At 68.3% G+C, this 25,990-nt stretch carries 23 protein-coding genes and 1 pseudogene; 17 read left to right on the top strand and 7 right to left on the bottom strand.

Annotated elements, in window-relative coordinates:
• Positions 1-4: 4 nt before the first annotated feature.
• A complete protein-coding gene (locus ACIBH2_RS09285; protein ID WP_397115150.1) occupies positions 5-1,384 on the bottom strand; it encodes an MFS transporter in 1,380 nt (459 codons plus the stop codon).
• A 79-nt stretch (positions 1,385-1,463) separates the two neighbouring features.
• On the opposite strand from ACIBH2_RS09285, the gene ACIBH2_RS09280 reads away from it, so the two are divergent.
• The 4 genes from ACIBH2_RS09280 to ACIBH2_RS09265 all read left to right on the top strand — a co-directional run bounded on the left by ACIBH2_RS09280 (position 1,464) and on the right by ACIBH2_RS09265 (position 5,140).
• Complete coding sequence (locus tag ACIBH2_RS09280) at positions 1,464-2,108, top strand: TetR/AcrR family transcriptional regulator (protein ID WP_397115148.1); 645 nt, start codon at positions 1,464-1,466, stop codon at positions 2,106-2,108.
• 39 nt (positions 2,109-2,147) lie between these two features.
• Positions 2,148-3,011, top strand: a complete 864-nt coding sequence (gene map / locus ACIBH2_RS09275) for a type I methionyl aminopeptidase (RefSeq protein WP_397115146.1) — start codon at positions 2,148-2,150, stop codon at positions 3,009-3,011.
• Position 3,012: 1 nt separating this feature from the next.
• Positions 3,013-4,512: a cobyric acid synthase gene (locus ACIBH2_RS09270; RefSeq protein WP_397115144.1), complete on the top strand. Its 1,500-nt coding sequence runs from the start codon at positions 3,013-3,015 to the stop codon at positions 4,510-4,512.
• A 64-nt stretch (positions 4,513-4,576) separates the two neighbouring features.
• A complete protein-coding gene (locus ACIBH2_RS09265) occupies positions 4,577-5,140 on the top strand; it encodes an alpha/beta hydrolase (protein ID WP_397115142.1) in 564 nt (187 codons plus the stop codon).
• On the opposite strand, the gene ACIBH2_RS09260 is transcribed toward ACIBH2_RS09265, so the two are convergent.
• Entirely contained in the window at positions 5,120-6,169 is a 1,050-nt protein-coding gene (locus ACIBH2_RS09260) for an alpha/beta hydrolase (RefSeq protein ID WP_397115140.1), read from the bottom strand. The two genes, ACIBH2_RS09265 and ACIBH2_RS09260, sit on opposite strands and share 21 nt — an antisense overlap.
• A gap of 173 nt (positions 6,170-6,342) precedes the next feature.
• Here ACIBH2_RS09260 and mqo point away from each other — a divergent pair, with 173 nt between their 5' ends.
• From mqo to ACIBH2_RS09225, 7 genes and pseudogenes are all read left to right on the top strand, one after another.
• Positions 6,343-7,869: a malate dehydrogenase (quinone) gene (gene mqo, locus ACIBH2_RS09255; RefSeq protein WP_397115138.1), complete on the top strand. Its 1,527-nt coding sequence runs from the start codon at positions 6,343-6,345 to the stop codon at positions 7,867-7,869.
• 12 nt (positions 7,870-7,881) lie between these two features.
• The gene (locus ACIBH2_RS09250; protein ID WP_397115136.1) at positions 7,882-8,331 is read left to right on the top strand and encodes a GNAT family N-acetyltransferase; all 450 of its coding nucleotides are present in this window, start codon (positions 7,882-7,884) and stop codon (positions 8,329-8,331) included.
• Between the two features lie 155 nt (positions 8,332-8,486).
• A pseudogene (locus tag ACIBH2_RS09245) lies at positions 8,487-10,612 on the top strand (magnesium chelatase subunit D family protein).
• 38 nt (positions 10,613-10,650) lie between these two features.
• A complete protein-coding gene (locus ACIBH2_RS09240; RefSeq protein ID WP_397115134.1) occupies positions 10,651-10,821 on the top strand; it encodes a hypothetical protein in 171 nt (56 codons plus the stop codon).
• 93 nt (positions 10,822-10,914) lie between these two features.
• Complete coding sequence (cobO, locus tag ACIBH2_RS09235; protein ID WP_397115132.1) at positions 10,915-11,535, top strand: cob(I)yrinic acid a,c-diamide adenosyltransferase; 621 nt, start codon at positions 10,915-10,917, stop codon at positions 11,533-11,535.
• A 349-nt stretch (positions 11,536-11,884) separates the two neighbouring features.
• Positions 11,885-13,396, top strand: coding sequence for a cobyrinate a,c-diamide synthase (locus tag ACIBH2_RS09230; protein ID WP_397115130.1), 1,512 nt, complete (start codon positions 11,885-11,887; stop codon positions 13,394-13,396).
• Positions 13,397-13,964: 568 nt separating this feature from the next.
• Positions 13,965-14,342, top strand: a complete 378-nt coding sequence (locus ACIBH2_RS09225; RefSeq protein WP_397115128.1) for a cobalamin biosynthesis protein — start codon at positions 13,965-13,967, stop codon at positions 14,340-14,342.
• Between the two features lie 219 nt (positions 14,343-14,561).
• On the opposite strand, the gene ACIBH2_RS09220 is transcribed toward ACIBH2_RS09225, so the two are convergent.
• Both ACIBH2_RS09220 and ACIBH2_RS09215 read right to left on the bottom strand, forming a co-directional pair.
• On the bottom strand, positions 14,562-15,662 hold the full coding sequence (locus tag ACIBH2_RS09220; RefSeq protein ID WP_397115126.1) for a hypothetical protein: 1,101 nt from the start codon (positions 15,660-15,662) through the stop codon (positions 14,562-14,564).
• Positions 15,663-15,673: 11 nt separating this feature from the next.
• Positions 15,674-16,807 (bottom strand): phosphotransferase family protein, encoded by a 1,134-nt coding sequence (locus ACIBH2_RS09215; protein WP_397115124.1) that lies wholly within the window; start codon positions 16,805-16,807, stop codon positions 15,674-15,676.
• A 322-nt stretch (positions 16,808-17,129) separates the two neighbouring features.
• On the opposite strand from ACIBH2_RS09215, the gene ACIBH2_RS09210 reads away from it, so the two are divergent.
• On the top strand, positions 17,130-18,485 hold the full coding sequence (locus ACIBH2_RS09210; RefSeq protein WP_397115122.1) for a DoxX family protein: 1,356 nt from the start codon (positions 17,130-17,132) through the stop codon (positions 18,483-18,485).
• Here the strand turns inward: ACIBH2_RS09210 and ACIBH2_RS09205 are convergent.
• Positions 18,478-19,422 (bottom strand): hypothetical protein, encoded by a 945-nt coding sequence (locus ACIBH2_RS09205; RefSeq protein WP_397115120.1) that lies wholly within the window; start codon positions 19,420-19,422, stop codon positions 18,478-18,480. The two genes, ACIBH2_RS09210 and ACIBH2_RS09205, sit on opposite strands and share 8 nt — an antisense overlap.
• Positions 19,423-19,512: 90 nt before the next feature.
• On the opposite strand from ACIBH2_RS09205, the gene ACIBH2_RS09200 reads away from it, so the two are divergent.
• The 5 genes from ACIBH2_RS09200 (at position 19,513) to ACIBH2_RS09180 (ending at position 23,927) form a co-directional block, all read left to right on the top strand.
• Complete coding sequence (locus ACIBH2_RS09200; RefSeq protein WP_397115118.1) at positions 19,513-19,926, top strand: PPOX class F420-dependent oxidoreductase; 414 nt, start codon at positions 19,513-19,515, stop codon at positions 19,924-19,926.
• Positions 19,927-20,080: 154 nt separating this feature from the next.
• A complete protein-coding gene (gene cobA, locus ACIBH2_RS09195; RefSeq protein WP_397116924.1) occupies positions 20,081-21,322 on the top strand; it encodes a uroporphyrinogen-III C-methyltransferase in 1,242 nt (413 codons plus the stop codon).
• A gap of 17 nt (positions 21,323-21,339) precedes the next feature.
• Entirely contained in the window at positions 21,340-21,669 is a 330-nt protein-coding gene (locus ACIBH2_RS09190) for a DUF4288 domain-containing protein (protein ID WP_397115116.1), read from the top strand.
• Positions 21,670-21,708: 39 nt separating this feature from the next.
• A complete protein-coding gene (locus ACIBH2_RS09185) occupies positions 21,709-23,190 on the top strand; it encodes an MFS transporter (RefSeq protein ID WP_397115114.1) in 1,482 nt (493 codons plus the stop codon).
• Positions 23,191-23,306: 116 nt separating this feature from the next.
• The gene (locus tag ACIBH2_RS09180; RefSeq protein ID WP_397115112.1) at positions 23,307-23,927 is read left to right on the top strand and encodes a metal-dependent phosphohydrolase; all 621 of its coding nucleotides are present in this window, start codon (positions 23,307-23,309) and stop codon (positions 23,925-23,927) included.
• On the opposite strand, the gene ACIBH2_RS09175 is transcribed toward ACIBH2_RS09180, so the two are convergent.
• Complete coding sequence (locus ACIBH2_RS09175; RefSeq protein ID WP_397115110.1) at positions 23,924-24,412, bottom strand: Lrp/AsnC family transcriptional regulator; 489 nt, start codon at positions 24,410-24,412, stop codon at positions 23,924-23,926. The genes ACIBH2_RS09180 and ACIBH2_RS09175 overlap by 4 nt on opposite strands.
• A 93-nt stretch (positions 24,413-24,505) precedes the next feature.
• Positions 24,506-25,921: an NAD(P)/FAD-dependent oxidoreductase gene (locus tag ACIBH2_RS09170; RefSeq protein ID WP_397115108.1), complete on the bottom strand. Its 1,416-nt coding sequence runs from the start codon at positions 25,919-25,921 to the stop codon at positions 24,506-24,508.
• Positions 25,922-25,990: the final 69 nt, after the last annotated feature.

Genomic DNA, 25,990 nt, shown 5'->3' with positions numbered 1-25,990 from the left:
TCGATCACACCTCCACGAGTTCGCGGACCGGCCGGTCCGGGACGTACCAGGCCAGCGCCACCACCACACCAAGCGCCGCGAGCACCGCGGCGGCGGCGAAGTCGATACGCAGACCCGCCTTGCCCCCGACCCGCGCCGCGACAATGAGCGCCGCCGTCAGCCCGAGCGAAGCACCCAGGCGCTGAACGGTATTCACCACACCCGACGCCGCACCCTTGTCGGCGTCGGCGGCAGCACGCAGCACCGGGGCCATGGACCCCACGAACACCGGCGGCAGGCCGACCGCGAAAACCAGGCTCACCGGCAGTATGACGGTCAGGTAGTCCGCGCCGGGCGTCATCAGCACCGCGAACCCCGCGAGACCCGTTGCCTGCAAAGCCATTCCGCCCGCCAGCACCAGCCGCGACCCGTACCGCTCCATCGCTCGCGGAACCACCGCCCGCGCCACCACGAGATTGACCAGCGCGATGGGCAGTACCGCGAATCCGGCTTCGATGGCGGAGTAGCCACCGTGCTCCTGCAGCATGACGGTGATCAGCACGAAGGCGGGGACGTGCGCCGCGCCGACGATGAAGGCCGCAGCCGAACCCACCCGCACCTCACGCAATCGCACAAGAGTATTGGGCACCAAGGGATCCCGGCTCAGCCGCTGATCACGCACGAAGACAGCCGCCGCGGCCACGGTCAGTACGGCGGCCGCCAGGGTCACGGCATCGATCCCGCGTCCGGGCAGCTCCGAGGCCAGGTAGACCAGTGACAGCAGAGCGACGGTGCCACTGACCGCACCCGTGAGCGCGATGGTGCGCCGCGCACCCGAATCCACTGCGTCACTGGGCAACAGGCGCGTACTCGATACGAGCACCAACACCCCGATCGGCACATTGATCAGAAAGATGGACGGCCACCCCAGCCATTCGGTGAGCACCCCGCCCAACGACACCCCGATCGCCGCACCGGCCGCCCCCATGGCACTCCACACCGCGAAAGCCCTTCGGTAGGACGCGGGTTCGGTGAAGATCGCCGACAGCAGCGCGAGCTGCGCCGGAATCACGATCGCCCCGCCCATGCCCTGCAACGCGCGTGCCGCGATCAGCAGCCCGCCGCCGGGAGCGGCCGCCGCGGCCAGCGAGGCGAGGGTGAACAGCGCGAGCCCGAGCTGGAACATGCGTCGGCGGCCGTACAGATCGGCCGCGCGCCCGGCGACCAGTTGGAAGCCGCCGAAGGTCAGCAGATAGGCCGTCACCACCCAAGCCGCACCCGACGGCGTGAGATCCAGCGCGGCGGTGATGGACGGCAGGGCCACGTTCACCACGGACCCCTCCAGAAAAACGAGCAGCTCGACAGAGGTGAGCAGCAGCAAGGCCGCTCTAGTTTTCGTAGTCACGCTACAAGAATGTTTTAGTAGTGCCACTACAGTCAAGGGTGTTGGCAAAGTTTTTGGAGTGGAACTACAGTTAGCCGCCATGGCCAAGGAAGACGGCAGAAAAGCCCGCGCACGCGCCACCAAGGCGAAGATCGTGCGCGCCGCCACCGAGCTGTTCGTCGCGGACGGCTACAGCGCCACCAGCATCACCGCCATCGCCACCCGTGCGGGCGTCGGCGAACAGACCGTCTACTACGCGCTGGGCAACAAACGCGCCATCCTGAGCGCGGCCCTCGACCAAGCCGTCGCCGGGGACGACGAACCCGTGCCCACCCTCGAACGCTCCTGGACCGCCGACGCCCTCGCCGATCCGGACCCCCTCGGCCAACTCCGCGCCCAGGTCCGTGGCGCGGCCGAGATTCTCGAACGCGCCGCCCCGCTGCTCGACGTGGTGCGCGGCGCGGCCGCCACCGACGCCGAACTGGCCGAACTCTGGGCCACCAATATCGCCCAACGCGCCACCGTGCAGCACACCTTCGCCGCCGCCCTCGCCACCAAAACCCCACTGCGCGGCAGCCTTTCGATCGACGAGGCCGCCGACATCATGCAACTGCTGCTCGGCCCGGAGAGCTACAGCCTGCTCGTCGGCGCGCGCGGCTGGTCACAGCGGCGCTGGCGCGACTGGACCCTCGAGGCCCTGGTGCGCCAACTCACCGACCTCACCCCGGAGCCCTCCGGGCAGTAGCCTCGCCAACTCGCGGCACCGGGCAGATAGTCTTGATCCATGTCAGTGCGCACCCGCAAACCTCTCGTTCCCGGCACCCAGTCGCCCATTCGTGAGGTGCCGAAATCCATCGAGCGGCCGGAGTACGTCTGGAAGAAGACCGCCAAGGAGGGCAACGAGCCCTGGGTGCAGACGCCGGAGACCATCGAGAAAATGCGTATCGCGGGCAAGATCGCGGCGCAGGCCCTCGAGGAGGCGGGCAAGGCGGTCGCGCCGGGCGTCACCACCGACCAGCTCGACGCCATCGCCCACGAGTACATGTGCGATCACGGCGCGTACCCGTCCACCCTGGGCTACAAGGGTTTTCCCAAGTCCTGCTGCACCTCGCTCAACGAGGTCATCTGCCACGGTATCCCCGACTCGACGGTCATCGAGGACGGCGACATCGTGAACATCGACGTCACCGCCTACATCAACGGCGTGCACGGCGACACCAACAAGACCTTCCTCGCCGGTGACGTGGACGAGGAGGTGCGCCTGCTGGTGGAGCGGACCGAAGAGGCCACCATGCGCGCCATCAAGGCGGTGCGCCCGGGCCGCGCGCTCAATGTCATCGGCCGCGTCATCGAGGCCTACGCCAATCGTTTCGGCTACGGCGTGGTGCGCGACTTCACCGGCCACGGCGTCGGCCCCACCTTCCACAGCGGCCTGGTGATCCTGCACTACGACCAGCCCGCGGTCGAGGCCGAGATCGAACCCGGCATGACCTTCACCATCGAGCCCATGATCAATCTGGGCGGTATCGACTACGAGATCTGGGACGACGGCTGGACCGTGGTCACCAAGGACCGCAAGTGGACCGCGCAGTTCGAGCACACCCTCGTGGTCACCGAGGACGGGGCCGAAATCCTCACCCTGCCCTGACGTGAAGGGCGCACTGCTGGTCGCCGGTACCACCTCCGACGCCGGGAAAAGCGTTGTGGTGGCCGGGCTTTGCCGCATGCTGGCGCGGCGCGGCATCAAGGTCGCGCCGTTCAAGGCGCAGAACATGTCCAACAACTCCGTCGTCACCCTCGACGGCGGGGAGATCGGCCGGGCGCAGGCGCTGCAGGCGCGGGCGTGCGGCCTCGAGCCCAGCGTGCGGTTCAATCCGATCCTGTTGAAGCCCGGCAGCGACCGGCGGTCGCAGCTGGTGGTGCGCGGACGCGCGGTCGACACCGTCGGCGCGAAGGACTACTTCCGGCACCGCCAGCAGCTGCGCCAGGTCGTCGCCGACGAATTGGCCGCGCTGCGTGCCGAATTCGACGTCGTGATCTGTGAAGGCGCGGGCTCGCCCGCCGAGATCAACCTGCGCGCAACCGATCTGGCGAATATGGGCCTGGCCCGGGCGGCCGATCTCCCGGTGCTGCTGGTCGGCGATATCGACCGAGGCGGAGTGCTCGCACATCTCTTCGGCACCGTCGCGATCCTGGAACCCGAAGACCAGCAACTCATCTCGGGTTTCATCATCAACAAGTTCTGCGGCGATGTGGACCTGCTCCGGCCCGGCATAGACCAGCTGGCCGAGCTCACCGGACGGCCGACCCTCGGCGTCATCCCCTTCGCCGAGGAGCTCTGGCTCGACGCCGAGGACTCCCTCGGCACGGTCGCCGACGCCCCCGTGGGCCGCTCCCGCCCACCGCGCGGCAAGGAATGGCTCACCGTGGCGGCCATTCGGCTCCCGCGCATCTCCAACTCCACCGATGTCGAGGCGCTCGCCTGCGAGCCGGGCGTCTCCGTGCGCTGGGCCAGCGACCCCGCCCGCCTCGCCGGTGCCGACCTGGTCGTCCTGCCCGGCAGCAAATCCACCGTCAGCGACCTGGAATGGTTGCGCCGCAGTGGAATCGCCGACGCTCTCACCGCCCGCGCCCAGGCGGGAGGTCCCATTCTCGGCATCTGTGGCGGCTACCAGATGCTCGCGCGCACCATCACCGATCGCGTCGAATCCGAGGCGGGCACCGTCGACGGACTCGGCCTGCTCGACCTCGAGATCGAATTCGCCGATCCCAAGGTGTTGCGTCGCTCCGACGGCCCGCTGCGCGGCTATGAGATTCATCATGGTCGCGTCCGCCACAGTGGTGACGCCCCCTGGCTGCGGCTGCACGGCGTACCGGAAGGCAGTGTGCGCGGCTCGATCTGGGGCACCCATCTGCACGGCGTACTGGAGAACGACGACTTCCGTCGCGACTGGCTCCGCATGGTCGCGATCCGCGCAGGTCGCACGGATTTCGTTGTCGCCGAGGATATTTCGGTCGCAGCCGTGCGCGACGAGCAACTCGATCTGCTCGCCGACCTGATGGAGAAGCACCTCGACCTGGAAACCCTCGAACGCCTCGTCGACACCGGGGCGCCGACCGACCTCCCGGTTCTGCGAACCACCCGCTGACCAGCGCTCCAAATCACACCGACTCGAGGTCGCGACTCCGTGCCGCCGTGTACCGTGAATCCACATGGAAACTCGGCAGCTCACGGTTGGCGACAACACGTGGACAGTGCGAGTCGGGGGTCCGCAATCCCGGCACAGCGTGCTGTTGCTACCGGATGCGGGCGACCCGGCCGATGTCTTCGACCGCGTATGCGAACGCCTGCACAACTCGGATCTGCGCACCATCGCCGTGGAGAACGCGGACGGTCTCGACGCCACGGCGGTCTTCGGCATTCTCGACCAGCTCCAGGTGCCCTGGGCCAATCTCGTCGGCGTCGGCGCGGGCGCGGATCTGGCCTGGCAGCTGTGCGCCCGCGGCTTCGGCCGCTTCATGAGCCTGGTGGTGGCCGGTCGCGGCCATCCCGCCGTGCCCGGTGAGGACGGCACCGTCGTCGACGCCAGCTGCCCGGCCGTGGAGATCCCCACCACACTGCTGGCCACCAAGAGCCTGCCCGGCTCGATCGCCGAGGTCTCCGGCCGCCACGTCTACGGCGAATTCCGCATGGTCACCGTCGATGTCGCCGATATCGCCACCGAGGCCGACCACGAATTGGCCACCGAGATCGTGCTACGCACCAGTTTCTGGTGAGGTAGTCAGCCACGCCAACCACGAATCGAGTTCGGCGAGCGCCTGTTTGCGCGGCGCTTCCGCCGACAGGAACACATCGTGGCGCGCGCCCTCGATCGGCACGATATTGGTGCGCGTGCCCAGGCAGCCCGACCAGCGCTGAATCTGGCGCACATCCAGGACCACATCCGAGACATCCGCGGCCGGACCGTACTTGCGCATGAACTTGGTCACCTTGGACCGCAGAATCAGCGCGGGCACACCGATATCCAGACCCTGGTGCAGCTGTGCGTGCCCGCGGCGAATGGCCCGCAGCCAGCCCGCGTGAACCGGGAAGCCCGCCAACGGTTTCCAGTCCAGGTCGTAATCCCATTCCCCGGACGCGGTGTGGTGCAGGCTGTCTCCGTAGGTGCGGATCTCGCCGAGTGGGAGCTTGGTCTTGGCGCTGAACCGCCCCAGCCCGTGCAGGATCGCGGTTCCCACCGAGCGGTAGTAGGACGGCCCCTGTAGGTCGAACCACGGGCTGTTGAGCATCAGGCCGGTAATGCCCTGCGCCCGCACGCCACCGCCGGTGCGGTTCAAGCGGTTCAGCCACAGCGAGGTGATGAGCCCGCCCGTCGAATGCGCCATGATCAGCGTCGGCAGGCCGGTCTCGGCGCGAATGACCGCCAGCGCGCGATTCAGTTCGGCGTCGTAGAGCGCGAGATCGCTCACATAGTGCGGGGTCTGCCCCTCCTTGCGGGCGCGCCCGCATTTGCGCAGGTCGAGCGCGTAGAAGCGGTAACCCTGACCGGCCATGTGCTCGGCCAGATGTTTCTGGAAGAAGTAATCGGTAAAGCCGTGGATGTAGAGCACGGCATGGGCGGCGACCGGCGCGTCGGTGGGCGTGTGCCGCACCAGCACCGCCTCGACCTCGCCTTCGCCGTCGGGGTCGGTGCCCAGCGGGATGGTCAGCCGTTCGTAGCCAGCGCCGAGCACATCCGATTGCCACTCGGCGGGGCTGCCGTTGTCGGTGGAAGTGGAGGTCGCGGAGGACGTATCGGAGCTCACACCCCCAATCTAACCGCCGCCGCGACGGTGTCCAGCCAGGAGGTATCTCTCACATTCGGCGGTTCCGTTGCAGGATATCGGCGTGTGGAGGGGCACAATCGGATTTAGGTGAACGACGGGTAACCTAAGCGCCGCTAGGTTGCCGCATCTAGGACAAGGAAGTCGATCCAGCCGTGCCGAACGCTGCCAAGATTGAGAAAACCGACGTAGTACTGATCGGTGCCGGAATCATGAGTGCCACCCTGGGTGCACTTCTCCGCCAGGTGCAGCCCGACTGGTCGATCACCATGTTCGAGCGGCTCGACGCCGCCGCCGCCGAGAGCTCCGACCCGTGGAACAACGCGGGCACCGGCCACTCCGCCCTCTGCGAGCTGAACTACACCCCGCAGAACGCCGACGGCTCCGTCGAGATCGCCAAGGCCATCGATATCAACGAGCGCTTCCAGGTGTCGCGCCAGTTCTGGTCGTACGCCGTGGAGTCCGGCATCCTCGCCGAGCCTTCGAACTTCATCAACCCGATCCCGCACGTGAGCTTCACCCACGGCGCGAACGGCGTGGAGTACCTGCGCAAGCGCCACGCGGCGCTGTCGCGGCACCCGCTGTTCGAGGGGATGGAGTTCATCGACGACTCCGCCGAATTCGCCAAGCGCCTGCCGCTGATGGCGCGCGGCCGCGACTTCTCCGATCCGGTCGCGCTGAACTGGACCGACTACGGCACCGATATCGACTTCGGCGAGCTCACCACCGAACTGCTCGCCTACCTGGGCGCCAGCGGCGCGGATCTGGCCTTCGGGCACGAGGTGCGCAACCTGAGCAAGCAGTCCGACGGCTCCTGGCTGGTGAAGGTCCGCAATTCGCGCACCGGCAAGAGCCGCGTCATCAACGCCAAGTTCGTGTTCGTGGGCGCGGGCGGCGGTGCGCTGCCGCTGCTGCAGAAGGCGGGCATCAAGGAGATCTCCGGTTTCGGCGGCTTCCCGGTCAGCGGATTGTTCCTGCGCTGCACCAACCCCGAGCTCATCGCACAGCACGAGGCCAAGGTGTACGGCCAGGCGTCGGTCGGCGCGCCGCCGATGTCGGTGCCGCACTTGGACACTCGCGTCATCGACGGTGAGCGCGGGCTGCTGTTCGGCCCCTACGCGGGCTGGACGCCGAAGTTCCTCAAGGACGGCAAGAACACCGACCTGTTCAAATCGGTGAAGCCGAACAACCTGTTCTCCATGCTCGGTGTGGGCGTGACCGAGATGGGCCTGGTCAAGTACCTGGTCTCCGAACTGCTCAAGTCGCAGGCCGGTCGCGTGGACGTGATGGAGGAGTTCCTGCCGCGCGCCAATGGCGACGACTGGGATCTGATCATCGCCGGTCAGCGTGTCCAGGTGATTCGCCGCAAGGGCGCGGGCGGTGTGCTCGAGCTCGGCACCGCGGTCGTCGCCGCCGAGGACGGCACCATCGCCGGTCTGCTCGGAGCCTCGCCGGGCGCGTCCACCTGTGTGAGCGCCATGCTCGATGTCATGAAGCGGTGCTTCCCGCGCGAATTCGCTTCGTGGGAGCCGAAACTCAAGCATATGGTGCCTTCGCTCGGTGTGAAGCTGTCGGAGAACCAGGCGCTGTTCCGCGAAGTGTGGGACTGGTCCAACAAGGCGCTACGTCTCGATTCCAACACGCCGAATGCCACTGGGGTCGCATCGCACGCTTTGGTGTGATAGCAAGACTCGATGATGTCAACGGTCGCTCTCAAACGGTCATGGGCCCAGGACCTGGATACCGAGACCCTGTACAAGCTGTTGAAACTTCGTGTCGAAGTGTTCGTCGTCGAGCAGAAATGCGCCTACCCGGAACTCGACGGACTCGACCTGTTGCCGGAGACCCGGCATTTCTGGCTCGACGACGAGGGTGAAGTGATCTGCACCCTGCGTCTGTTGGAAGAGCACGAAGACGGCGTGAAGTCCTTCCGCATCGGTCGCCTGTGCACCTCGGTCCCGGCGCGCGGACACGGCTACACCACGCGGGTTCTGCAGGCGGCGCTGGCCGAAGCCGGTTCGGCCACAGTGCGTTTGAACGCGCAGACCTACCTGGTCGATATGTACACCAAGCACGGTTTCAAGCCCGATGGCGACGAGTACATCGAAGACGGCATTCCGCATATTCCGATGCGGCGCGGGTGACATCGCCCCGATAGCTCTCTGGCCCCGTACCCCTGTTGGGGTGCGGGGCCACTGCTTTCCCGAGGGCGTACGGGGGCAGCGGAGGCGGGTGTGCGCGGCGCGCATACAGTTGGGGCGTGTCCGTTTCCCGTGTTGCGCATCCCGAATCCGTGCGAGTGGGCGGTTCCGCCGTCGAAGAGGCCGGGTTTCCGTTCTCGGCCGTGGTCGGGCAGGAACGGTTGCAGCTGGCGCTGATTCTGTGCGCGGTGCATCCGGGGATCGGCGGGGTGCTGGTGCGCGGCGAGAAGGGGACGGCCAAGTCGACCGTGGTGCGGGCGCTGGCGCAGCTGCTGCCGCCGGTGGTGGACGAGCGGGGTCCGCGGCCCGCGCGGCTGGTGGAGTTGCCGGTCGGCGCCACCGAGGATCGTGTGGTCGGCTCGCTGGATTTGGAGCGGGTGCTGCGCGACGGGGAGCAGGCGTTCAAGCCCGGGCTGTTGGCGGCGGCGCACCACGGCGTGCTCTACGTCGACGAGGTGAACCTGCTGCACGACCACCTGGTGGATGTGCTGTTGGATGCCGCGGCCATGGGGCGCGTGCATATCGAGCGCGATGGGGTGTCGGCATCGCATCCGGCGCGATTCGTGCTGGTGGGGACCATGAATCCGGAGGAGGGCGAACTGCGGCCGCAGCTGCTGGACCGGTTCGGGCTCACCGTCGATGTGGTCGCCTCGCGGGATGTGGACGTGCGCATGGCCGTCGTGCGGCGGCGGCTGGACTTCGAAGCGGATCCGGCGGCGTTCGCGGCACGGTATGTCGAGGCCGATCGGGAGGTGGCCGATCGGATTCTGAGCGCGCGGGACCGGTTGGCCGATATCGCCCTCGACAATGTGGAATTGCGCCGAATCGCCGCGCTCTGCGCGGCTTTCGATGTGGACGGCATGCGAGCCGACCTGGTGGTGGCGCGTACCGCGACCGCGCACGCGGCTTGGCGGGGGAGCCGGACCGTCACCGAGGAGGATGTGCGGGTCGCGGCGGAACTGGCCCTGCCGCACCGTCGGCGACGCGATCCGTTCGACGAGCCCGGTATCAGCGAGGAACAGCTGGACGAGGCCATGCGGCAGGCGGGGGAGGAGGCCGCGCGTGCGGAGAAGGACGGGGACGCAGCGGAATTCGACGGCGGCGACCCGGGAAAAGCGACGCGGTCTCCGGTGCTGACGCCGCGGGACCGCTGAACGAGACACCGGACGGGGCGGAGCCGCCTCAGGGCGAGGGGCAACCGGATGGCCCGGAGTCGGGTCGTGAAGGACCGTCCGCCTTGGAAGGGCCGGACTCCGGACCGGAATCTCCCGGCGCGGAGCAGGATTCAGGTACCGAGCAGGATTCGCTCGACCAGCCGCGCCCGGACTCCGCGCGCGACCGCCGCGGCGCGGATTCCGCTGGCAGCGACCAGGATTCGCCCGGCGGTGCCCACGCCCGCGAAGGCCATGCGGGTCTGCCCACCCACTCGCTGCCCAAGCCGCCGCGCTGGGAGGTCCCCGGCATAGGTGAGGGCGCGCCCGGCCGCCGCTCCCGTGCCCGCACCCGGCAGGGCCGGGTCGTCCGCGCCACGCCCGACACCACCGGCGGCCTGCACCTGCTCGGCACCATCTTCGCCGCCGTCCCGCATCAGCACGCGCGGGGCCGCACCACCGGCCCGCTGGCGTTCCTCGCCGACGACCTGCGCGGCGCGTATCGGGAAGGTCGCGAAGGCAATCTGGTGGTCTTCGTCGTCGACGCCTCGGGTTCCATGGCCGCCCGTGACCGCCTCTCCGCGGTCACCGGCGCGGTGGTGGCGCTGCTGCGCGACGCCTACCAGCGCCGCGACAAGGTCGCCGTCATCACGGTCCGCGGCCAGGACGCCGAACTGGTTCTGCCGCCGACCTCGTCGGTGGACATCGCGGTGCGCCGCCTCGCCGGAATTCGTACGGGCGGCAAAACCCCTCTGGCGCAAGGGCTTCTGAAAGCACGGGAGGTGCTCACCCGGGAGCGGGTGCGCGATCCGCAGCGGCGGCCGCTCGTGGTGCTGCTCACCGATGGGCGGGCCACGGGTGGTGCCGACCCGGTGGTGCGTGCTCGGACGGCGGCCAGGTTGCTCGCCAATGACAATGTCACCGCGATGGTCGTGGACTGTGAGCGGGGGATGGTTCGGCTGGGGTTGGCTCGAGAGCTCGCTCGGGAGTTGCGGGCGGGGTATTTGCAGTTGGGGGAGTTGACCGGGGATGCGGTGGCGGGGGTTGTGCGCGCTGGGGTGGCGGTGGCCTGAATTGGGAACCCAACACCCCCGTCACTCGTCGAACAACCATGGGACTCTTCCGCCGCAAGAAACCACAACCCCACACCCGCACCCCCGACAACGCCGACTTCGTGGGTGAAGCCACCCCCGCCATGCTCGAGGCAGCCCCGGGTCTGGCCCGGGTCGCCTTCGGCTGGGTGGGCCGCCTCTTCTCCGCCATCGCGCACGCCCTGAACTGAGCGACTCCCGGCGGCAGACCGTCACCGGGGATATGGCACCGTGGGAGCGAGCGGCCGACGTCGACGGCCGTGTCGTGAAAGGAGCCTGCTTCCATGCCCAAGGGTGTTCCGCTGCCGGAGAGTATCCCCGACGACGGATTGACGACGCGGCAGCGGCGCAATCAGCCGGTGCTCGCCGTGCACACCGGAACCGGCAAGGGCAAGTCCACCGCCGCCTTCGGCATGGCATTGCGCGCCTGGAACCAGGGTTTCGACATCGCCGTCTTCCAGTTCGTGAAGAGCGCGAAATGGAAGGTAGGCGAGGAAGCCGCCTTCCGCACCCTCGGCACCCTGCACGACGAACACGGCGCGGGCGGCGCCGTCGAATGGCACAAAATGGGCGAAGGCTGGTCCTGGACCCGCAAACACAGCACCGACGAAGACCACGCCGCCGCGGCCCGAGCAGGCTGGCAGGAAATAGCCCGCCGCCTGGCCGCCGAACAACACCGCTTCTACGTCCTCGACGAATTCACCTACCCCCTCAAATGGGGCTGGGTGGACGTCGACGAGGTAGTGGAAACCCTCCGCACCCGCCCCGGCAACCAACACGTAGTCATCACCGGCCGCGACGCCCCCCAACAGCTCATCGACTCCGCCGACCTCGTCACCGACATGACCAAGGTCAAACACCCCATGGACGCGGGCCGCAAGGGCCAACGAGGCATCGAGTGGTGAACCAGCCAGCCCGTTGCGCGAGCGTCAGGAGACGGCCTCGCTTCGGTACAGCGGCGACGCGCGGCGCGTTCACGATCAGCCCGCGCGGTGCGCTGACGATCGCGGCCGCCGCGACCGGCTATGGCCCCGGGGAAACCCAGGGCGACAGGGATTCGGCCGCAACGGCAGTCGCTGGCTCCGGTGTGTGGATCGACGACCCGGCCGCTACGGGTTCGGTGTTCGTCGAGACCGCTTGTGCGGGTGGGACTTCGGCATGCCGGGTATCCACTGACGAGCCTTGTGCGGGAATGGTTCCCGAGCGCGGAGCGGACGCGGCCGAGGTGGCTGGGCGCGCCTACGAGGTGGGGCTGTGAGTACGCCCGCGGTGGTTATCGCCGCGCCTGCTTCCGGCAGCGGTAAGACGACAGTCGCCACCGGGCTGATCGGGGCGTTGCGGCGGGCCGGGCATGAGGTTGCGCCGTTCAAGGTGGGGCCGGATTACATCGATCCGGGGTATCACGGGTTGGCCGCTGGGCGGCCCGGGCGCAATCTCGATCCTGTGTTGGTTGGGGCGGAACGGGTTGTGCCGCTGTATCAGCACGGCAGTCGGGGGTGCGATATCGCGGTGGTCGAGGGCGTGATGGGGCTGTTCGATGGGCGGATCGACGAGCACAACACCGCGCCTGTTGCGGAAGGGTCTACCGCTCAGATAGCTGGAATGCTTTCCGCGCCCGTGGTTCTTGTGGTGGATGCCCGGGGTCACAGCCAGAGCTTGGCGGCGCTGCTGCACGGCTTCGCCACCTTCGACAGCGGCATTCGACTCGGCGGTGTGATCCTCAACCGCGTCGGCAGCGACCGCCACGAACAGGTGCTGCGCGCTGCCTGCGCCCGGGTCGGCCTTCCAGTGCTTGGGGCCTTGCCACGTATGGCCGAATTGGTGGTTCCCTCACGGCATCTCGGGCTCATCCCAGCTGTCGAACACGGCTCCGCCGCCCAAGCCGCGGTAGACGCGATGACCGACCTCGTCGCGGCCCACATCGACCTCGCCGCCGTGGTGTCTCTCGCAGCGTCGGACGCGCGCGGCGCGGCATGGGATCCGACCGAAGAGCTGCGGGCGGCCTCGGCGACAAGTCGGGTGGTTTCCCGCCCCAGCGAATCGGCTTCTGCCGCTGCCGATCCCGAGGTCGGTGGCCTGGATGCGGGTGGCGTCATGACCTTGTCGGCAGGCACCGGCCCGGTCATCGCCGTCGCGGGTGGTGCGGCATTCACATTCGGTTACGCCGAACATCGGGAGCTGTTGGAGGCAGCTGGCGCGCGGGTGGTCGTCTTCGATCCGCTGCGCGACGAATTGCCCGTGGGCACAGCGGGACTGGTGCTGCCGGGCGGCTTCCCCGAAGAGCATGCGGCGCAGCTGTCCGCCAATACGGGGCTGCGGTCGGCCGTGGCCGAACAGACCGCACGGGGTATGCCCATCCACGCCGAGTGCGCCGGACTGCTCTACCTCACCCGCAGTCTCGACGGCCACCCCATGGCGGGCGTAGTCGACGCCGAAGCCGAATTCGGCCCTCGCCTGACCCTCGGCTACCGAGACGCGGTGGCCCTGGCGGACTCCCCGCTCTGGTCAGCGGGCGAGCGAGTCCGCGGCCACGAGTTCCACCGCACCCGCCTGACCGCGACCGGCACGGACACCCCCGCATGGGGTTGGCGCTCCCCGGCTGGCGAGACCGTCCGCGAGGGCGCACTGCCACACAATGTCCACGCCTCCTACCTCCACACCCACCCCGCTGGAAATCCGTCCGCGATCGCCCGTTTCGTCAGCGCAGCAGCCGCTTTCGCAGTCTTAGGTGAATCCATCGTGCCCGGCACACGTACGGGGTCATGAGTACCGCCGGACGTGATGCCGTGGCCACGCGACATACCGCCGCGGGATATCGGGAAACCGCGGACGCACATTGCCGACCCACTACCGCAGATCGCGGCGATACTCACGAGCTATGTTGTCGCACAGGTACTTCGGATGTTCCTGCACGAACACGTGCTGCGGGGCTGCGGCTCGTCGTCGCCGCCGCGCCAGGCTCGGGTTCACGGGTCTACGGATGTGTGCGCGGGCTGCCCGGCTCGTCTAGCCCGCAGCTGATTTCGCGGGGAGCCGCGTTCGCCCGCGAAGGGGTGCTGCGCCTGGCTGGGAGCCAGGCCGGTCCCGGTGCGGCGAAAATCGGGTCGCTCGGCGGGGAAAGCGAAACCGGCGGCGCGTTGGGGTATCGCGCCAGCCATGCTTGCCTCGGCGGCCGTCAGCTCGACTGGGGTGCTCTTGGCGACGGTGGCGTCCGTTCCCGGCGCGGGACGAAGCTCGGTGGTCTTGCCGACCGACAGGGCGCGGTCCTGCGGGGCACCGGCATCCGTAGGCGCGCCCTTGCGGTTTCCAGGTCGCGCGGAACTCGTCGACTGCGGTGGATGTCGTGAGCGGCGGAGAGATCGCGGTGGGGATCGGGATGCGGCCGGGGGTGGGTTGTGCGGACATTCTTCGGGCGGTGCGGGTTGCCTTCGGGGGGTTCACGATTGGGTGTTTGGCTACCGTGGACAGACGGGCGGGGGAGCCCGGGCTGGTTGCGGCGGCAGCGCGGCTCGGGGTGTCTGTGGTGGGGTTTTCGCCGGGGGAGTTGAGCGGGGTTGCGGTGCCCAACCCCTCGTTGCGCACCGCGGGGGCGCTCGGGACTCCTAGTGTGGCGGAGGCTGCCGCGATGTTGGCCGCTGGCAGTGATGTGTTGGCGGTCGACAAAACCGTGGTTGGGGGAATTGTGTTGGCGGCCGCGGTTATTGGCGTCTGAGGGCGAGATGTCGCGCACGGCTGCTCGGGCAGGGGGCTGCCACAGCTGCCGAAGCTGCCACAGCTGCTGGAGCTGACGGATCGTGCGCGATGAGGTGTTGGGGGCCTCCCTGCGGGTGAGTCCGTTGGGGGTGCCGGGTCGGAGGACCCGCGCCTGGAGACGCGGGTCCCGTCGAACCGTGGCATGAGGTTCTTCGTTGCCACGGGGTGGTCGGATTGCTCAGGGGGCCACGGACATCCAGTCGGTGAAGCCGGTGGGGTCGTGGCGGCCCATGCTGCCGTGTTCGAACAGGCCCCAGCCTTCGGCGCCGTTGCAGCGGGCCTTGCCTACGTGGTCGATGACGCCGAAGGGGATGCGGCCCGCGATGGCGGGGTCGGTGAGGTCGTAGCGGCGGCTCTCGGCCCAGCCGCGGCCCTTCCATTGGCCGTGCAGCCAGTCCGGATCACCGCCGTACCCGCAGCCGACATTCAGGGCGATGAAGGTGCCCGCCTCGACCTCCACCTCGAGCGGTTTGCCGTCGGGGGTGGTCAGATCCAGCTTGAGCGACACCGGGATTCGGGTGCCGGACTTGTAGGTGAGGTGCACGCGCGGCCAGCCGAGCTGTTCGACGCGGCCGTCGTGCCAGATCCGGGTGGCGTCGTTGAGTGTGCGGAACCCGTTGGGCTCCTCCTGCACGATGACGATGATGGAGAAATCGTCGAACCGCAGCGGCACGTACAGCCACCAGAATCCTTGCGACGGTTCATCGGCCGCCCGCCCCGGCGGATCGGATTCGCCGACCGGCCGAATCCCCCAGGACCGATCCCGCGTCCCCGTCCACACCGCCGGATCGACGGTGAAGTCGGTCCCGTCGACATGCAGTGTGCCGGACCAGGATCCGACCTGCGCGAAGCGCTGCGCGTCGATGATCGGCCGATTCAACCCGGTGATGATGGTGTGCGGCTGCTCCTGCACGACCGGGAACGCGCCCTCCCAGGTCATATCGAAGGACAGATCGTCGTGCTCGCACACGACGCGGATCTTCTGGAGCGGTTCGATAACCTCCAGCCGGTAACCACCGACCTTCAGATCGAGGCTGCGATCACCGAGCGCATCCGAAAACCGCACCGCCCGTTGCTCGTTCCCGCGCCGCACCGTCGCGAAGGCATCGGTCACCCCGAGATTCGGATACACCCCGAACCCGGTCACCAGGAACGTCCCGCCGTCCCGGTCGGAGGCGTTGAAGTAGCTGCGGTCGTAGAAGTTCCGATCGCTGGTGCCCACCCGCGCCATGGGCAGCGGGGTCTGGTGGATCGGGTATTCGTCCAAGGGACCGATCATGACGTCCTTTCTCAATCCCACGTGTAGGTGCCGTCGAGCAGTGCTTCCAGCAGCGGCCGGTGCATGACGTAGTCGTCACGATCGGCGGTGTCGGTGTCCTCGCCGAAGTGGATCATCCGGCGCTTGATGCGGCCCATCACGATGCCGTGCCGCAACGCGGCGTACATGAGGTACCAGTCCAGGTCCCGCACCCGGTACCCGGTGAACTCCTCGTAGAACCGCTCGACATCGCTGCGCCGCATGTAATCCGGCAGCCCGGGCTGATCGAAGCGGGTGGCGATGTCCTGGAAGAACCGGTGGATGAGCAGCGTCCACGCCACATCGAGTTCGCGCGGCCCGATGGCCGCCATCTCCCAGTCCAGCACCGCGACCGGCTCGAACCCGTCGAACATGATATTGCCGGGCCGGGCGTCACCCCAGCTGAGCACATCGGGCCCGGGATCGGCGGGCCAGTGCTCCTCGAGCCAGTCGAAGGCCCGCTCCAGAATCGGAATGCGGAACCCGTCGCGCGCGAGAGCCCAGTCGTACCAAGCCTTCTGGGCGTCCACATGCCGCCGCAGCGCATCCCCTGCACCCGCGAGCGCCGGGAAACGCTGCTCCGGATTCTCGATGGCATGCAGCTTCGCGATCACCTCGACGGTATTGCGCGTCACCCGCAGCCGCTCCTCCGGCGTGGCATCGAACAGCCACCCCAGGAACACGTACGGCGGATTGTCCTCGGGCACACGGCCGTTCACCCGCCGCATGACGAAGAACGGTGAACCCAGCACGCTCGCATCGGTTTCCAGCCAGCACAGCGGCGGCACCGGCACATCGGTGGCCTCGGCCACCCCGGCCATCACCGCGAATTGTGTTTCCAGATCGTACTTCTCGAAGACCGGGAAGGAGCTGTCCTCCGGTGGCAGCCGCGCCACGAAGGCCCCTCCGGCGGCCTCGCCCCGCTCACTCCATTCGGCGTCGAAGAGCAGTGTGGTGCTCGACATCCCACCGGCGGTCGGCCGGGTGATCGAGGTGACCTTGGGCGGCGCGTCGGCGTCGACCTTGGTGGCGAGCCACTGTGCCAGGTCGGTGGCGAGCACGTCGAGGTCGCGTTCGGTGGTGGTGAGTTCCCGCCGCTGGTTGGGATCGGCATCGGCCGACGTCATGGGTCCTCCTGACACATGGGACTGCGGAGTGTGGCGAATGTAACGCGTTCTAGTTCGCGGGGGAATGGAATCGGCGGATCGGTCCGCAACGGTTCCGGTGAGTGGGATACGCGCTTGTCCTGCGCAAACACTCGGCCATCGGGGTGTCCCGTAGATCTCGAGAGGTACGGGCTGGCCCTACTCGGGAGCCAGGGGCTCCTGGTGATCCCTTACGGTCGAGCCAGGGGGGAATCATGCCGACGCCGGATGTGCCGCACGAGCGGATTCCCTACCGTCGGAGACTCACCGGCCAGCGGTGAGACATGTGCAGAGAGGGGACACCATGAGTGTGGGGACGGTCGCCGTCGAGACCGACCTCGTCGAGCCGCCGGAGGAGCGACCCGCGGCGCGATGGAATCCGCTGACCCGCATTCTGTTTCGGTTCAGCTTCCTGTACTTCGGACTGTTCTGCGTAGTCTTCCCGCAGATCATCCTGTCACTGCTGGGTCCGCTGGCGCAGCGGCTGCCGGAAGACCTGGTGATGTCCTACGCGAAGCTGCCCGCCCCGATCGTCGAATGGGTGGGCCGCACGGTTTTCGACGCCGAGGCCGTGCTGCGCACCGATTCCGGCAGCGGCGATCAGGTGTTCTTCTTCGTCGAGGCGTTCTGCCTGCTGGTCGTCGCCGTCGTCGCCACCGTCGTGTGGACGCTGCTGGATCGTCGCCGCACCGAATACCGGCGTCTGGCAGCGTGGTTTCTGGCATTCATCCGTATCTGCCTGGCCGGGCAGATGCTGGTCTACGGATACGCCAAGCTGATTCCCACGCAGATGCCCGAACCCTCGCTCGTCGCGCTGCTCCAGCCTTATGGCGACTTCACGCCGATGGCCGTGCTGTGGAGCCAGGTCGGCGCGTCACCGATCTACCAGATGCTGCTGGGCGCCGCGGAGGTCACCGGCGGCCTGCTTCTGCTGCTGCCGCGCACCCGTCTGCCCGGCATTCTGTTGAGTCTGGTGAGCATGGCCCAGGTGTGGGTGCTGAACATGACCTACGACGTGCCGGTGAAACTGCTGTCGTTCCACCTGCTCCTGGCGTGCCTGGTGCTGTTGGCCCCGGAGGCGAAGCGCCTGACCACCATGCTGCTGGGCGGTTCGGTCGGCCCGTCGACGTATCCGAGGGTGTTCCGTGACCGGGCCGCGACCTATGCCGGGGTGGCGCAGATTCTCTTGGCGATCTGGATATCGGTCGGCTTGGTGCAGACGAGTATCGAGGGCTGGAACGAATGGGGTCCCGGCCGTCCGAAGTCCGAGCTCTACGGCATCTGGAACGTGGACGAGTTCACCCGCGACGGCCAGCCGGTGGCGCCCTTGACCACCGATGAAACCCGTTGGCGGCGTGTGGTGTTCGAGGATCCGGAGGCGGTGTACTACCAGCGCATGGACGACAAGCTGGTGCCGCTGCCCGCCGAGGCCGACGCGAACGCGCGCACCGTCACCCTCCTGCGCGATCCGGCGGCCGGGCCGTGGGCGAGCTTCACCTACGAGCGCCCCGCCCACGACCGGCTGGTGCTCACCGGCACGCTCGACGGCCGCCCGGTCACCATGTCGCTGTCTCGGCTGGACGAGGACTCGTTCTCCCTGCGCGACAGGGGTTTCCACCTCGTGCAGGACTATCCCCGCCTGATGGGCGGCGTCAATTGATCGCGCCGGTCTGATTGACCCAGTGCGGATTCGGGGCATAGAACTCGCCGGTTCCGGTCGTGAAGGCGCGCCGCGCGTCTTCACGACCGAGCAACCGGGCCGCGAACCAAGCGGTGGGGTACCCGAGGTACCCGTGCACGCCCTCCACGCAGAGCTCGATCTCCGGCGTGCACCCCGGCTGTCCCTGAATGTCGTTGTGATTCGGCCCGACCAGCGTCCCCCACGCCTTCGGAATCGACGCGGCCTCGTAATACGCACCCACCGACTGCAATCCGACCAACTGCCACGGCAGCGGCTGGGTGGACGGCGAGACGACGCTGTCGGCGGACCCGTTGACGAAGAACACCGAGCCGGTGCGCAGCTGACGCGAATCGGCACACCAGCCCGTGACGCAGAACAGCTGCGACACGATCTCCACCGGCACCGCCGTGGTGATGCGGCCCCCGGAGGCCACCATGGCATTGAGCACCCCGGTCGCACCCTGGGAATGGCCCATCGCCCCGATCGAGTCGGTATCGAGCTTGCCGTGGAACACGCTGGCGGGATCGGAATCCCGCGCCACCAGATAGTCGGCCGCCGCGAGAATCTCACGGCCCGAACCGGTTTGGGAGTTCTCGGTCGCGATCACCACGAATCCCCACGACGCCAGATGCCGCAGCAGATAGTCGTACTGACGGGGCACCGCCCAGGTGCCGTTGCCCCAGGTGATGATGGGATGCCGAAAACCGTTCGCGCCCAGGTCGGTCGGATACCAGATGTCGTAGGCCGAACCGCTCGGATCGCAACACGCGACCGCCCGCTCCGCCGTCACCCGCCACGGCCCGGACCGCGTGAACGTCGCCTCGACACTCGAGGCGGTCTCCGCCCGCACCGCACCCACCGGCAGCAGGGCGAGCACGGCGACAACGGCGAAGATCACGGCGCTGCGGATCGGCATACCGCGAGCCTAGGGAAAGCAACCCCGCGGCAACGGTATTGATCGCGCGTGGCGGGAATGCCCGCCGCGCACCGGTGGTTCGCAGCAGATGTGACACATACCACCACCCTCTCCGATGCCCTCAAGAAGCACATCGACGAGTCCAAGGTCTACGCCACCGTCGCCACCGTCGGCGTGGACGGCCAACCGCACCTCACCGTGGTCTGGCTCGGCCGCGACGGCGACGAACTCGTCTACTCGACGACGGTCTCGCGCCAGCAGTACAAGAACCTGGTGCGCGAGCCGCGCGTCACCGTCATGATCAATCCGCCGGAACAGCCGTTCCTCTATGCCGAGGTCCGCGGCGTCGCCAAGGCGGTACCCGATCCCGAACGGCTCCTGCCCGACCAGATGTCGCTCAAGTTCACCGGCAAGCCGTACCGGGAGTTCAATCCGGCGTCGGTGGACGACGCCGACCGCGTCGTCATCCGAATCAGCCCCACGAAGGTGCTGGGTCGGCTCTGATCGGGTGCGGGGCGGCGGTGAGCTGTCTATCGGTTGCCGAACGGAAGCCGGGCGATTGTCGCGGCGGCGCGGCCACGCCGTAGTCTCGAACCTTGTGCAGAACTCGTCAGCCGCCTCCGCAGACCACGCCGGATCCGACTCCGCCACCGGCCCGGTGGGGGACCCGAACTACCTGGTCGGCCTGGATCTGAACGGCCGTCGGGTCGTGGTGGTCGGCGGCGGCACCGTCGCCCAGCGGCGGCTCGGACTGCTCATCGCCTCGGGCGCGGACGTGCACGTGATCAGCCGCGGCGTCACCCCGGCCGTCGAGGGGATGGCAACCTCCGGGCAGCTCACCCTGACCCTGCGCGACTACGCCGACGGCGATCTCGACGGCGCGTGGTACGCCATGGCCTGCACCGACGAACCCGAGACCAATGCGGCCGTGGTCGACGAGGCGCAGCGGCGGCGCATCTTCTGCGTGCGCGCCGACAATGCCCGCCTCGGCACCGCCGTCACCCCCGCCACCGCCCGTTACGACGGTCTGACCCTCGGCGTCCTCGCCGGGGGCCAGCACCGCCGCTCCGCCGCCGTGCGCACCGCGCTGCTGGAGGCGTTGCAATCCGGTGTGGTGACCGATGATTCGGCCCCGATGGCCTCCGGCGTCGCCCTCATCGGCGGCGGCCCGGGCGATCCGGACCTCATCACCGTGCGCGGCCGTCGCCTGCTGGCCCGCGCCGATCTCGTGGTCGCCGACCGCCTCGCGCCGCCGGAACTGCTGGCCGAACTCGGCCCGGACGTCGAGGTGGTCGACGCCGCCAAGATTCCGTACGGGCGCGCCATGGCGCAGGAGGCCATCAACAACGCGCTCATCGAGGGCGCGAAGGCGGGCAAATTCGTGGTGCGCCTCAAGGGCGGCGACCCGTATGTGTTCGGGCGCGGCTACGAGGAGCTCGAGGCCTGCGTCGACGCGGGCGTGCCGGTGACCGTGGTGCCGGGTGTCACCAGCGCCATCTCGGTGCCCGCCCTGGCGGGTATCCCGGTCACCCATCGCGGCGTCACCCACGAATTCGTGGTGGTCAGCGGCCATGTCGCGCCGGATCACCCGGATTCGCTGGTCGACTGGCCCGCCCTGGCCCGCCTGCGCGGCACCATCGTGCTGCTCATGGCCGTGGAGCGCATCGAACAGTTCGCCGCCGCGCTGCTGGACGGCGGCCGCGCCGCCGACACCCCGGTCACCATCGTGCAGGAGGGCAGCCTGCGCACCCAGCGCGTGGTGCGCGCCGACCTGTCCACCGTCGCCGAACGCGTCCGGTCCGAGGCCATCCGCCCGCCCGCGATCATCGTCATCGGCCCCACCGCGGGCTTCACCGCCGGTGCCCCCGAGAACGAGCCCTCCGAAGCGGGCGCGCGCTAGCCGTTAGGCTTGCCCACATGTCGGCGGAGAGCGAGCGCGCGCCCTACATCGCCATCGTGCTGTACGAGACCTCCAGTGACGCTGCCGATTACGAGCCGCTGTACCGCGAGGACGTGGTGGTCGTCTACGCCGAATCGCCGGAGCGCGCCCGCGAGCGGGTGCTGGCTCGGGCGCGAGCCGAGGAGGGCAGCTACGCGAACGAGGCCGGGGACACCATCACGTGGAGCTTCAAACAGCTCGTCGACTGTAACCGGGCGCTCGAGGACGATCTCGGCCGCGACGCCGACCTGTATGCCCGCCACTTCCGCGATTACGACGCCTACCGCCGCTTCGAGCCGCTGTCGTGATGGGTTCGGCCCATCGGTGATCGGGTACCGTGGCTTGCTGTGCTCGATAACCCCGCTGCGATGCAGTACCCGGTGACCAAGCGGGCGTTCGGCCTCGCCATCCTCGTCCTGAGCGGGCTGCAGCTGATGGTGGTGCTCGACGGCACCGTCATGATTCTCGCGCTACCCCGCCTCCAGGAGGAGATGGGCCTATCCAGTTCGGGCAGCGCCTGGACGGTGACCGCCTACGGTCTGCCGTTCGCGGGGCTGATGTTGCTCGGTGGTCGGCTCGGCGACTCCTTCGGCCGCAAACGCATGCTGATCTACGGCGTCGCGCTGTTCACCCTGGCCTCGGCCCTGTGCGGGATGGCGACCAACGAGGCCATGCTCATCGCCGCCCGCGCGCTGCAGGGCACCGGCGCGGCCATTGCCGCGCCGACCGCATTCGCGCTCGTGGCAAGCACTTTCGCGCCGGGACCGGCGCGCAACCAGGCCATCGCCATCTTCGGTTCCATGGTGGGCATCGGCTCGGTGGGCGGTCTGGTGATCGGCGGCGCGCTCACCGAACTCGACTGGCGCTGGATCTTCTGGATCAATGTGCCGATCGGCATTCTCATTGTCATCGGCGCGATCTACCAGCTGCGCGATACCGAGCACCACCGGATCACGCTGGATGTGCGCGGCGCGATTCTCGGCACGGCCGCCGTCGCCGCCATCGTCTTCGGCGCGACCGAGGGACCGGTCTGGGGCTGGACCAGCCCGATCATTCTGGGCGCGCTGATCGGCGGCTTCGTCCTGCTGCTGGTGTTCGTCTTCGCCGAACGCACCGTGCGCAATCCGCTGCTGCCGTGGTCGCTGTTCGACAGCCGCGACCGCGTCATCTCCTTCGTCGCCATCTTCCTGGCCTCGGGCGTGCTGGGCGCGACCACCTTCTTCGTGGCGCAGTTCCTGCAGAACGTGCTCGGCTACAGCCCGCTCGTGGCGGGCCTGGGCAGTATCCCGTTCACCCTCGGCGCGGGCGTCGGCACCGCGGTCGCCTCCAAGGCCGCCATGCTGGTGCCGCCGCGCTGGCTGCTGTTCGGGGCCGCGATCCTGCTGGCCGCGGGACTGCTCTACGGCTCCACGCTGGACCAGTCGGCCGAGTACTTCCCGACCCTGCTGATCCTGCTGTCGGTGGTGGGTTTCGCGGTCGGCATGTCGATTGTCATCCTGCCGCTGTGCGTGCTGGTGGGCGTGGACATGGCCAATATCGGCCCGCTCTCGGCCATCGGCCAGATGTTCATGAATATGGGCACCCCGGTCGCGGTCGGTCTGCTGAGCCCCGTCGCCGCCTCCCGCACGCTGTCGCTGGGCGGGCACACCGGCAAGGCTGCCGAGATGAACTCGGTCGAAATCGCCGCCCTCGGAAGCGGTTACACGCTGGTGCTGTTCGTCTGCGCCATCGGCACGGCCATCATGGGCCTGCTGGCGCTGACCCTGCGCTACACGCCCGCGCAGCTGGCGCAGGCGCAGCACACCCAGGAAGAGGCCGAAAGGTCCTGAGGTCCACGGGTTTCGCTGTTGTCCTGTCCCGTAGGGCAGCAGCGAGGCAGGGCAGTGGCGCACACCACCGGCTCCCAGGGGTGTTGTGCGCGCCGTGGATTCGGCACACTTCGTGAATGAGTACCGACGCGAAGCTGTTGGAGCGGTGGGCGGCCTTGGCCGGGCCGGGTGCGCGGACGGTGGGGGAGGACCTGGTCCGCAGATACCGGGAACCGCATCGGCGCTATCACACCGTGGAGCATTTGGCCGCCATGCTGGCCGTGATCGACGATCTGGCCGAGGACGCCGACGATACCGACGCGGTGCGCTACGCCGCGTTCTTCCACGACGCGGTCTATGCGGTGGACCGCGGTGACAACGAGGAGCGCAGCGCCGAACTGGCCGAGACCGTGCTCGCGGAACTCGGTGTCGAGCCCGCCCTGGTGGCCGAGGTCGCGCGGCTCGTGCGTTTGACGGCCGGGCACGCGCCCGAGCCCGACGATCGCAATGGCGCGGTGCTCTGCGATGCCGATCTGGCGGTGCTGGCGGCGGACGAATCCGGCTATGCCGCATACACATCCGCCGTTCGCGCCGAGTACGCGCATATTCCCGACGAGCTGTTCCGGCGCGGCCGTCGCGCGGTGTTGGAGGGCCTGGCGCAGCTGCCGCATCTGTTCCGGACCGCGACGGCGCGGGTCCGGTACGAGGCCAAGGCGCGGGCCAATCTCGCGAACGAGCTCGCGGCGCTGGCGGATTAGCGGGTGCCCCACTTGTAGGTCTGTTTGCGCAGCTTCAGATAGACCATGATCTCCGCGTGCCGCACCCCGTGCAGGGCGCGCATGCGGGTGGAGACCAGTTCGAGCAGCGCTTCGTCGTCCGGGCAGACGGCCTCGGCCAGAATGTCGTAGCGGCCCGCGCACACCACCACGTAGCTGATCTCGTCGATGGCGGCCAGCGCGTCGGCCACCGACTGCACCGGCCCGTCCACGGTGATGCCGACCATGGCCTGCCGAAACATGCCCACCTGCAGCGGGTCGGTCACCGCGACGATCTGGATGACCCCGGTATCGGAGAGCTTCTGCACGCGCTGGCGCACCGCGGCTTCCGACAGGCCCACCGCCCGGCCGATGGTGGCGTAGGGTCGCCGCCCGTCCTCCTGGAGCTGGGCGATGATGCGCTTGGAGATATCGTCGAGCGCCGGGGTGGTGGTCCGGCCGGAATTGACATCGCTCACGCACGTCATCCTTCCCGACCGCGCGCGATACGACGAATTGCCGTGGGCGAGAGCCCGATTGCCGCGCCCCGAACGCGGCAACCCGACTCGCGTCGCCGGTGCTCAGCTGTCGAAACCCAACCCCGTGTAGTCCAGGGTCTTCAACCACAGATTCCTGCGCCCCTGCCGCGCGTCGGCGCGCGCCAACGACCACCGCGTCAAATGAATACCCGCGCTCCGCAACGGTTCCGGCGGCAGCGGCAGCGGCCGCGAGCGCACCAGCCGCAACCGGGTCCGCTCGGTATCCAAGCCCCACAACTGATCCAACATCACCTGCGCGCCGAAGCGCGTGGCCCCGACCCCCAATCCGGTGTACCCGGCGGCGTACGCCAGCCGCCCCCGATACGCCGACCCGAAGAACGCGCAGAACCGCCCGCACGTATCGATCACCCCGCCCCAGCGATGGGTGAACCGCACGCCGTCGAGCTGGGGGAATATCTGGAAGAAGTGCCGCGCCAAGGTCCCGAACGTCGCCTCGTTGCTCTCCAGCGTCGGGGCGATGCGATTGCCGAAGTGGTAGATCGCGTCGTACCCGCCGAACAGAATCCGATTGTCCTTGGTCAACCGGTAGTAGTGGAACCGGTACGAGGCGTCGCCCAGGCCCTGACGACGTTGCCACCCAATGGATTCCAGCTGCTCGGCGGTGAGCGGCTCGGTCATGAGCGCGTAGTCGTACACCGGCACCACATGCCGTGACAGTTTGGGAAACGGTCCCGCGAAAGCGCTGGTGCACAACGCGACTCGGGGAGCGCGCACCTCTCCGTGTGGCGTGTGCAGCAGTAGCGCGCCGCTGTGTGACTTCGAAATCCGTTGTACCGGAGTGCCTTCGTAGATGCGCACCCCGAGACTCATACAGGCCCGGCGCAGCCCCCACGCCAGCCGGGCGGGATCGAGCATGGCGATACCGTCGCGATCCCACCACCCGCCGAGGTAGGTGGGCGAATGAACTTCCTGGCGTACCGCGTCCCGGTCCAGGAGTTCGGTGCGGTAACCCAGTGCCAGGGCCGAATCATGGCTCTCCCGAAGCCATTCCAGTTCGTGTGCGGCGGTGGCGACCTCCATCTCGCCGGTGCGCTCGAAGTCGCAGTCGATGCCGTAGTGCGCGATGGATTTCTCGATCTCGTCGAGATTTCGGCGGCCCAGCCGCTCCAGATCGGCGATCTCGTCCGGGAAGCGCTCCACGCCATTGGCCAGGCCGTGGGTGAGGCTGGCCGCGCAGAACCCGCCATTGCGGCCGGAGGCGGCGTGGCCGCACATACCCGACTCCAGCAGCACCACATCGATATCCGGATCCCGCTCCTTGGCGAGCAGCGCGGTCCACAGTCCGCTGTAGCCGCCGCCGATGACGGCCAGATCGGCGTCGGTGGCGGTGGTGAGCGGTTCGGTGGGGGCGGGCCGCTCGGGCCGGTCGGTCCAGTACGGCGTCGGCGCTGCCTCGGACAGGGCCGACGCCCACAGTTTGCTTCCTTTAGCCTGCACGGCCGATCATCTCCTTCTCTCTCGCCGAACGGTCCGGCCATTCGGGGCCTGGGTGCGCGGAGTCCCCGG

It is taken from the genome of Nocardia sp. NPDC050406 (assembly GCF_044459025.1).
Taxonomy (GTDB): domain Bacteria; phylum Actinomycetota; class Actinomycetes; order Mycobacteriales; family Mycobacteriaceae; genus Nocardia.
Note: the sequence above shows the minus strand (reverse complement) of the source record. Positions and strands in the feature narration are given on the sequence as shown.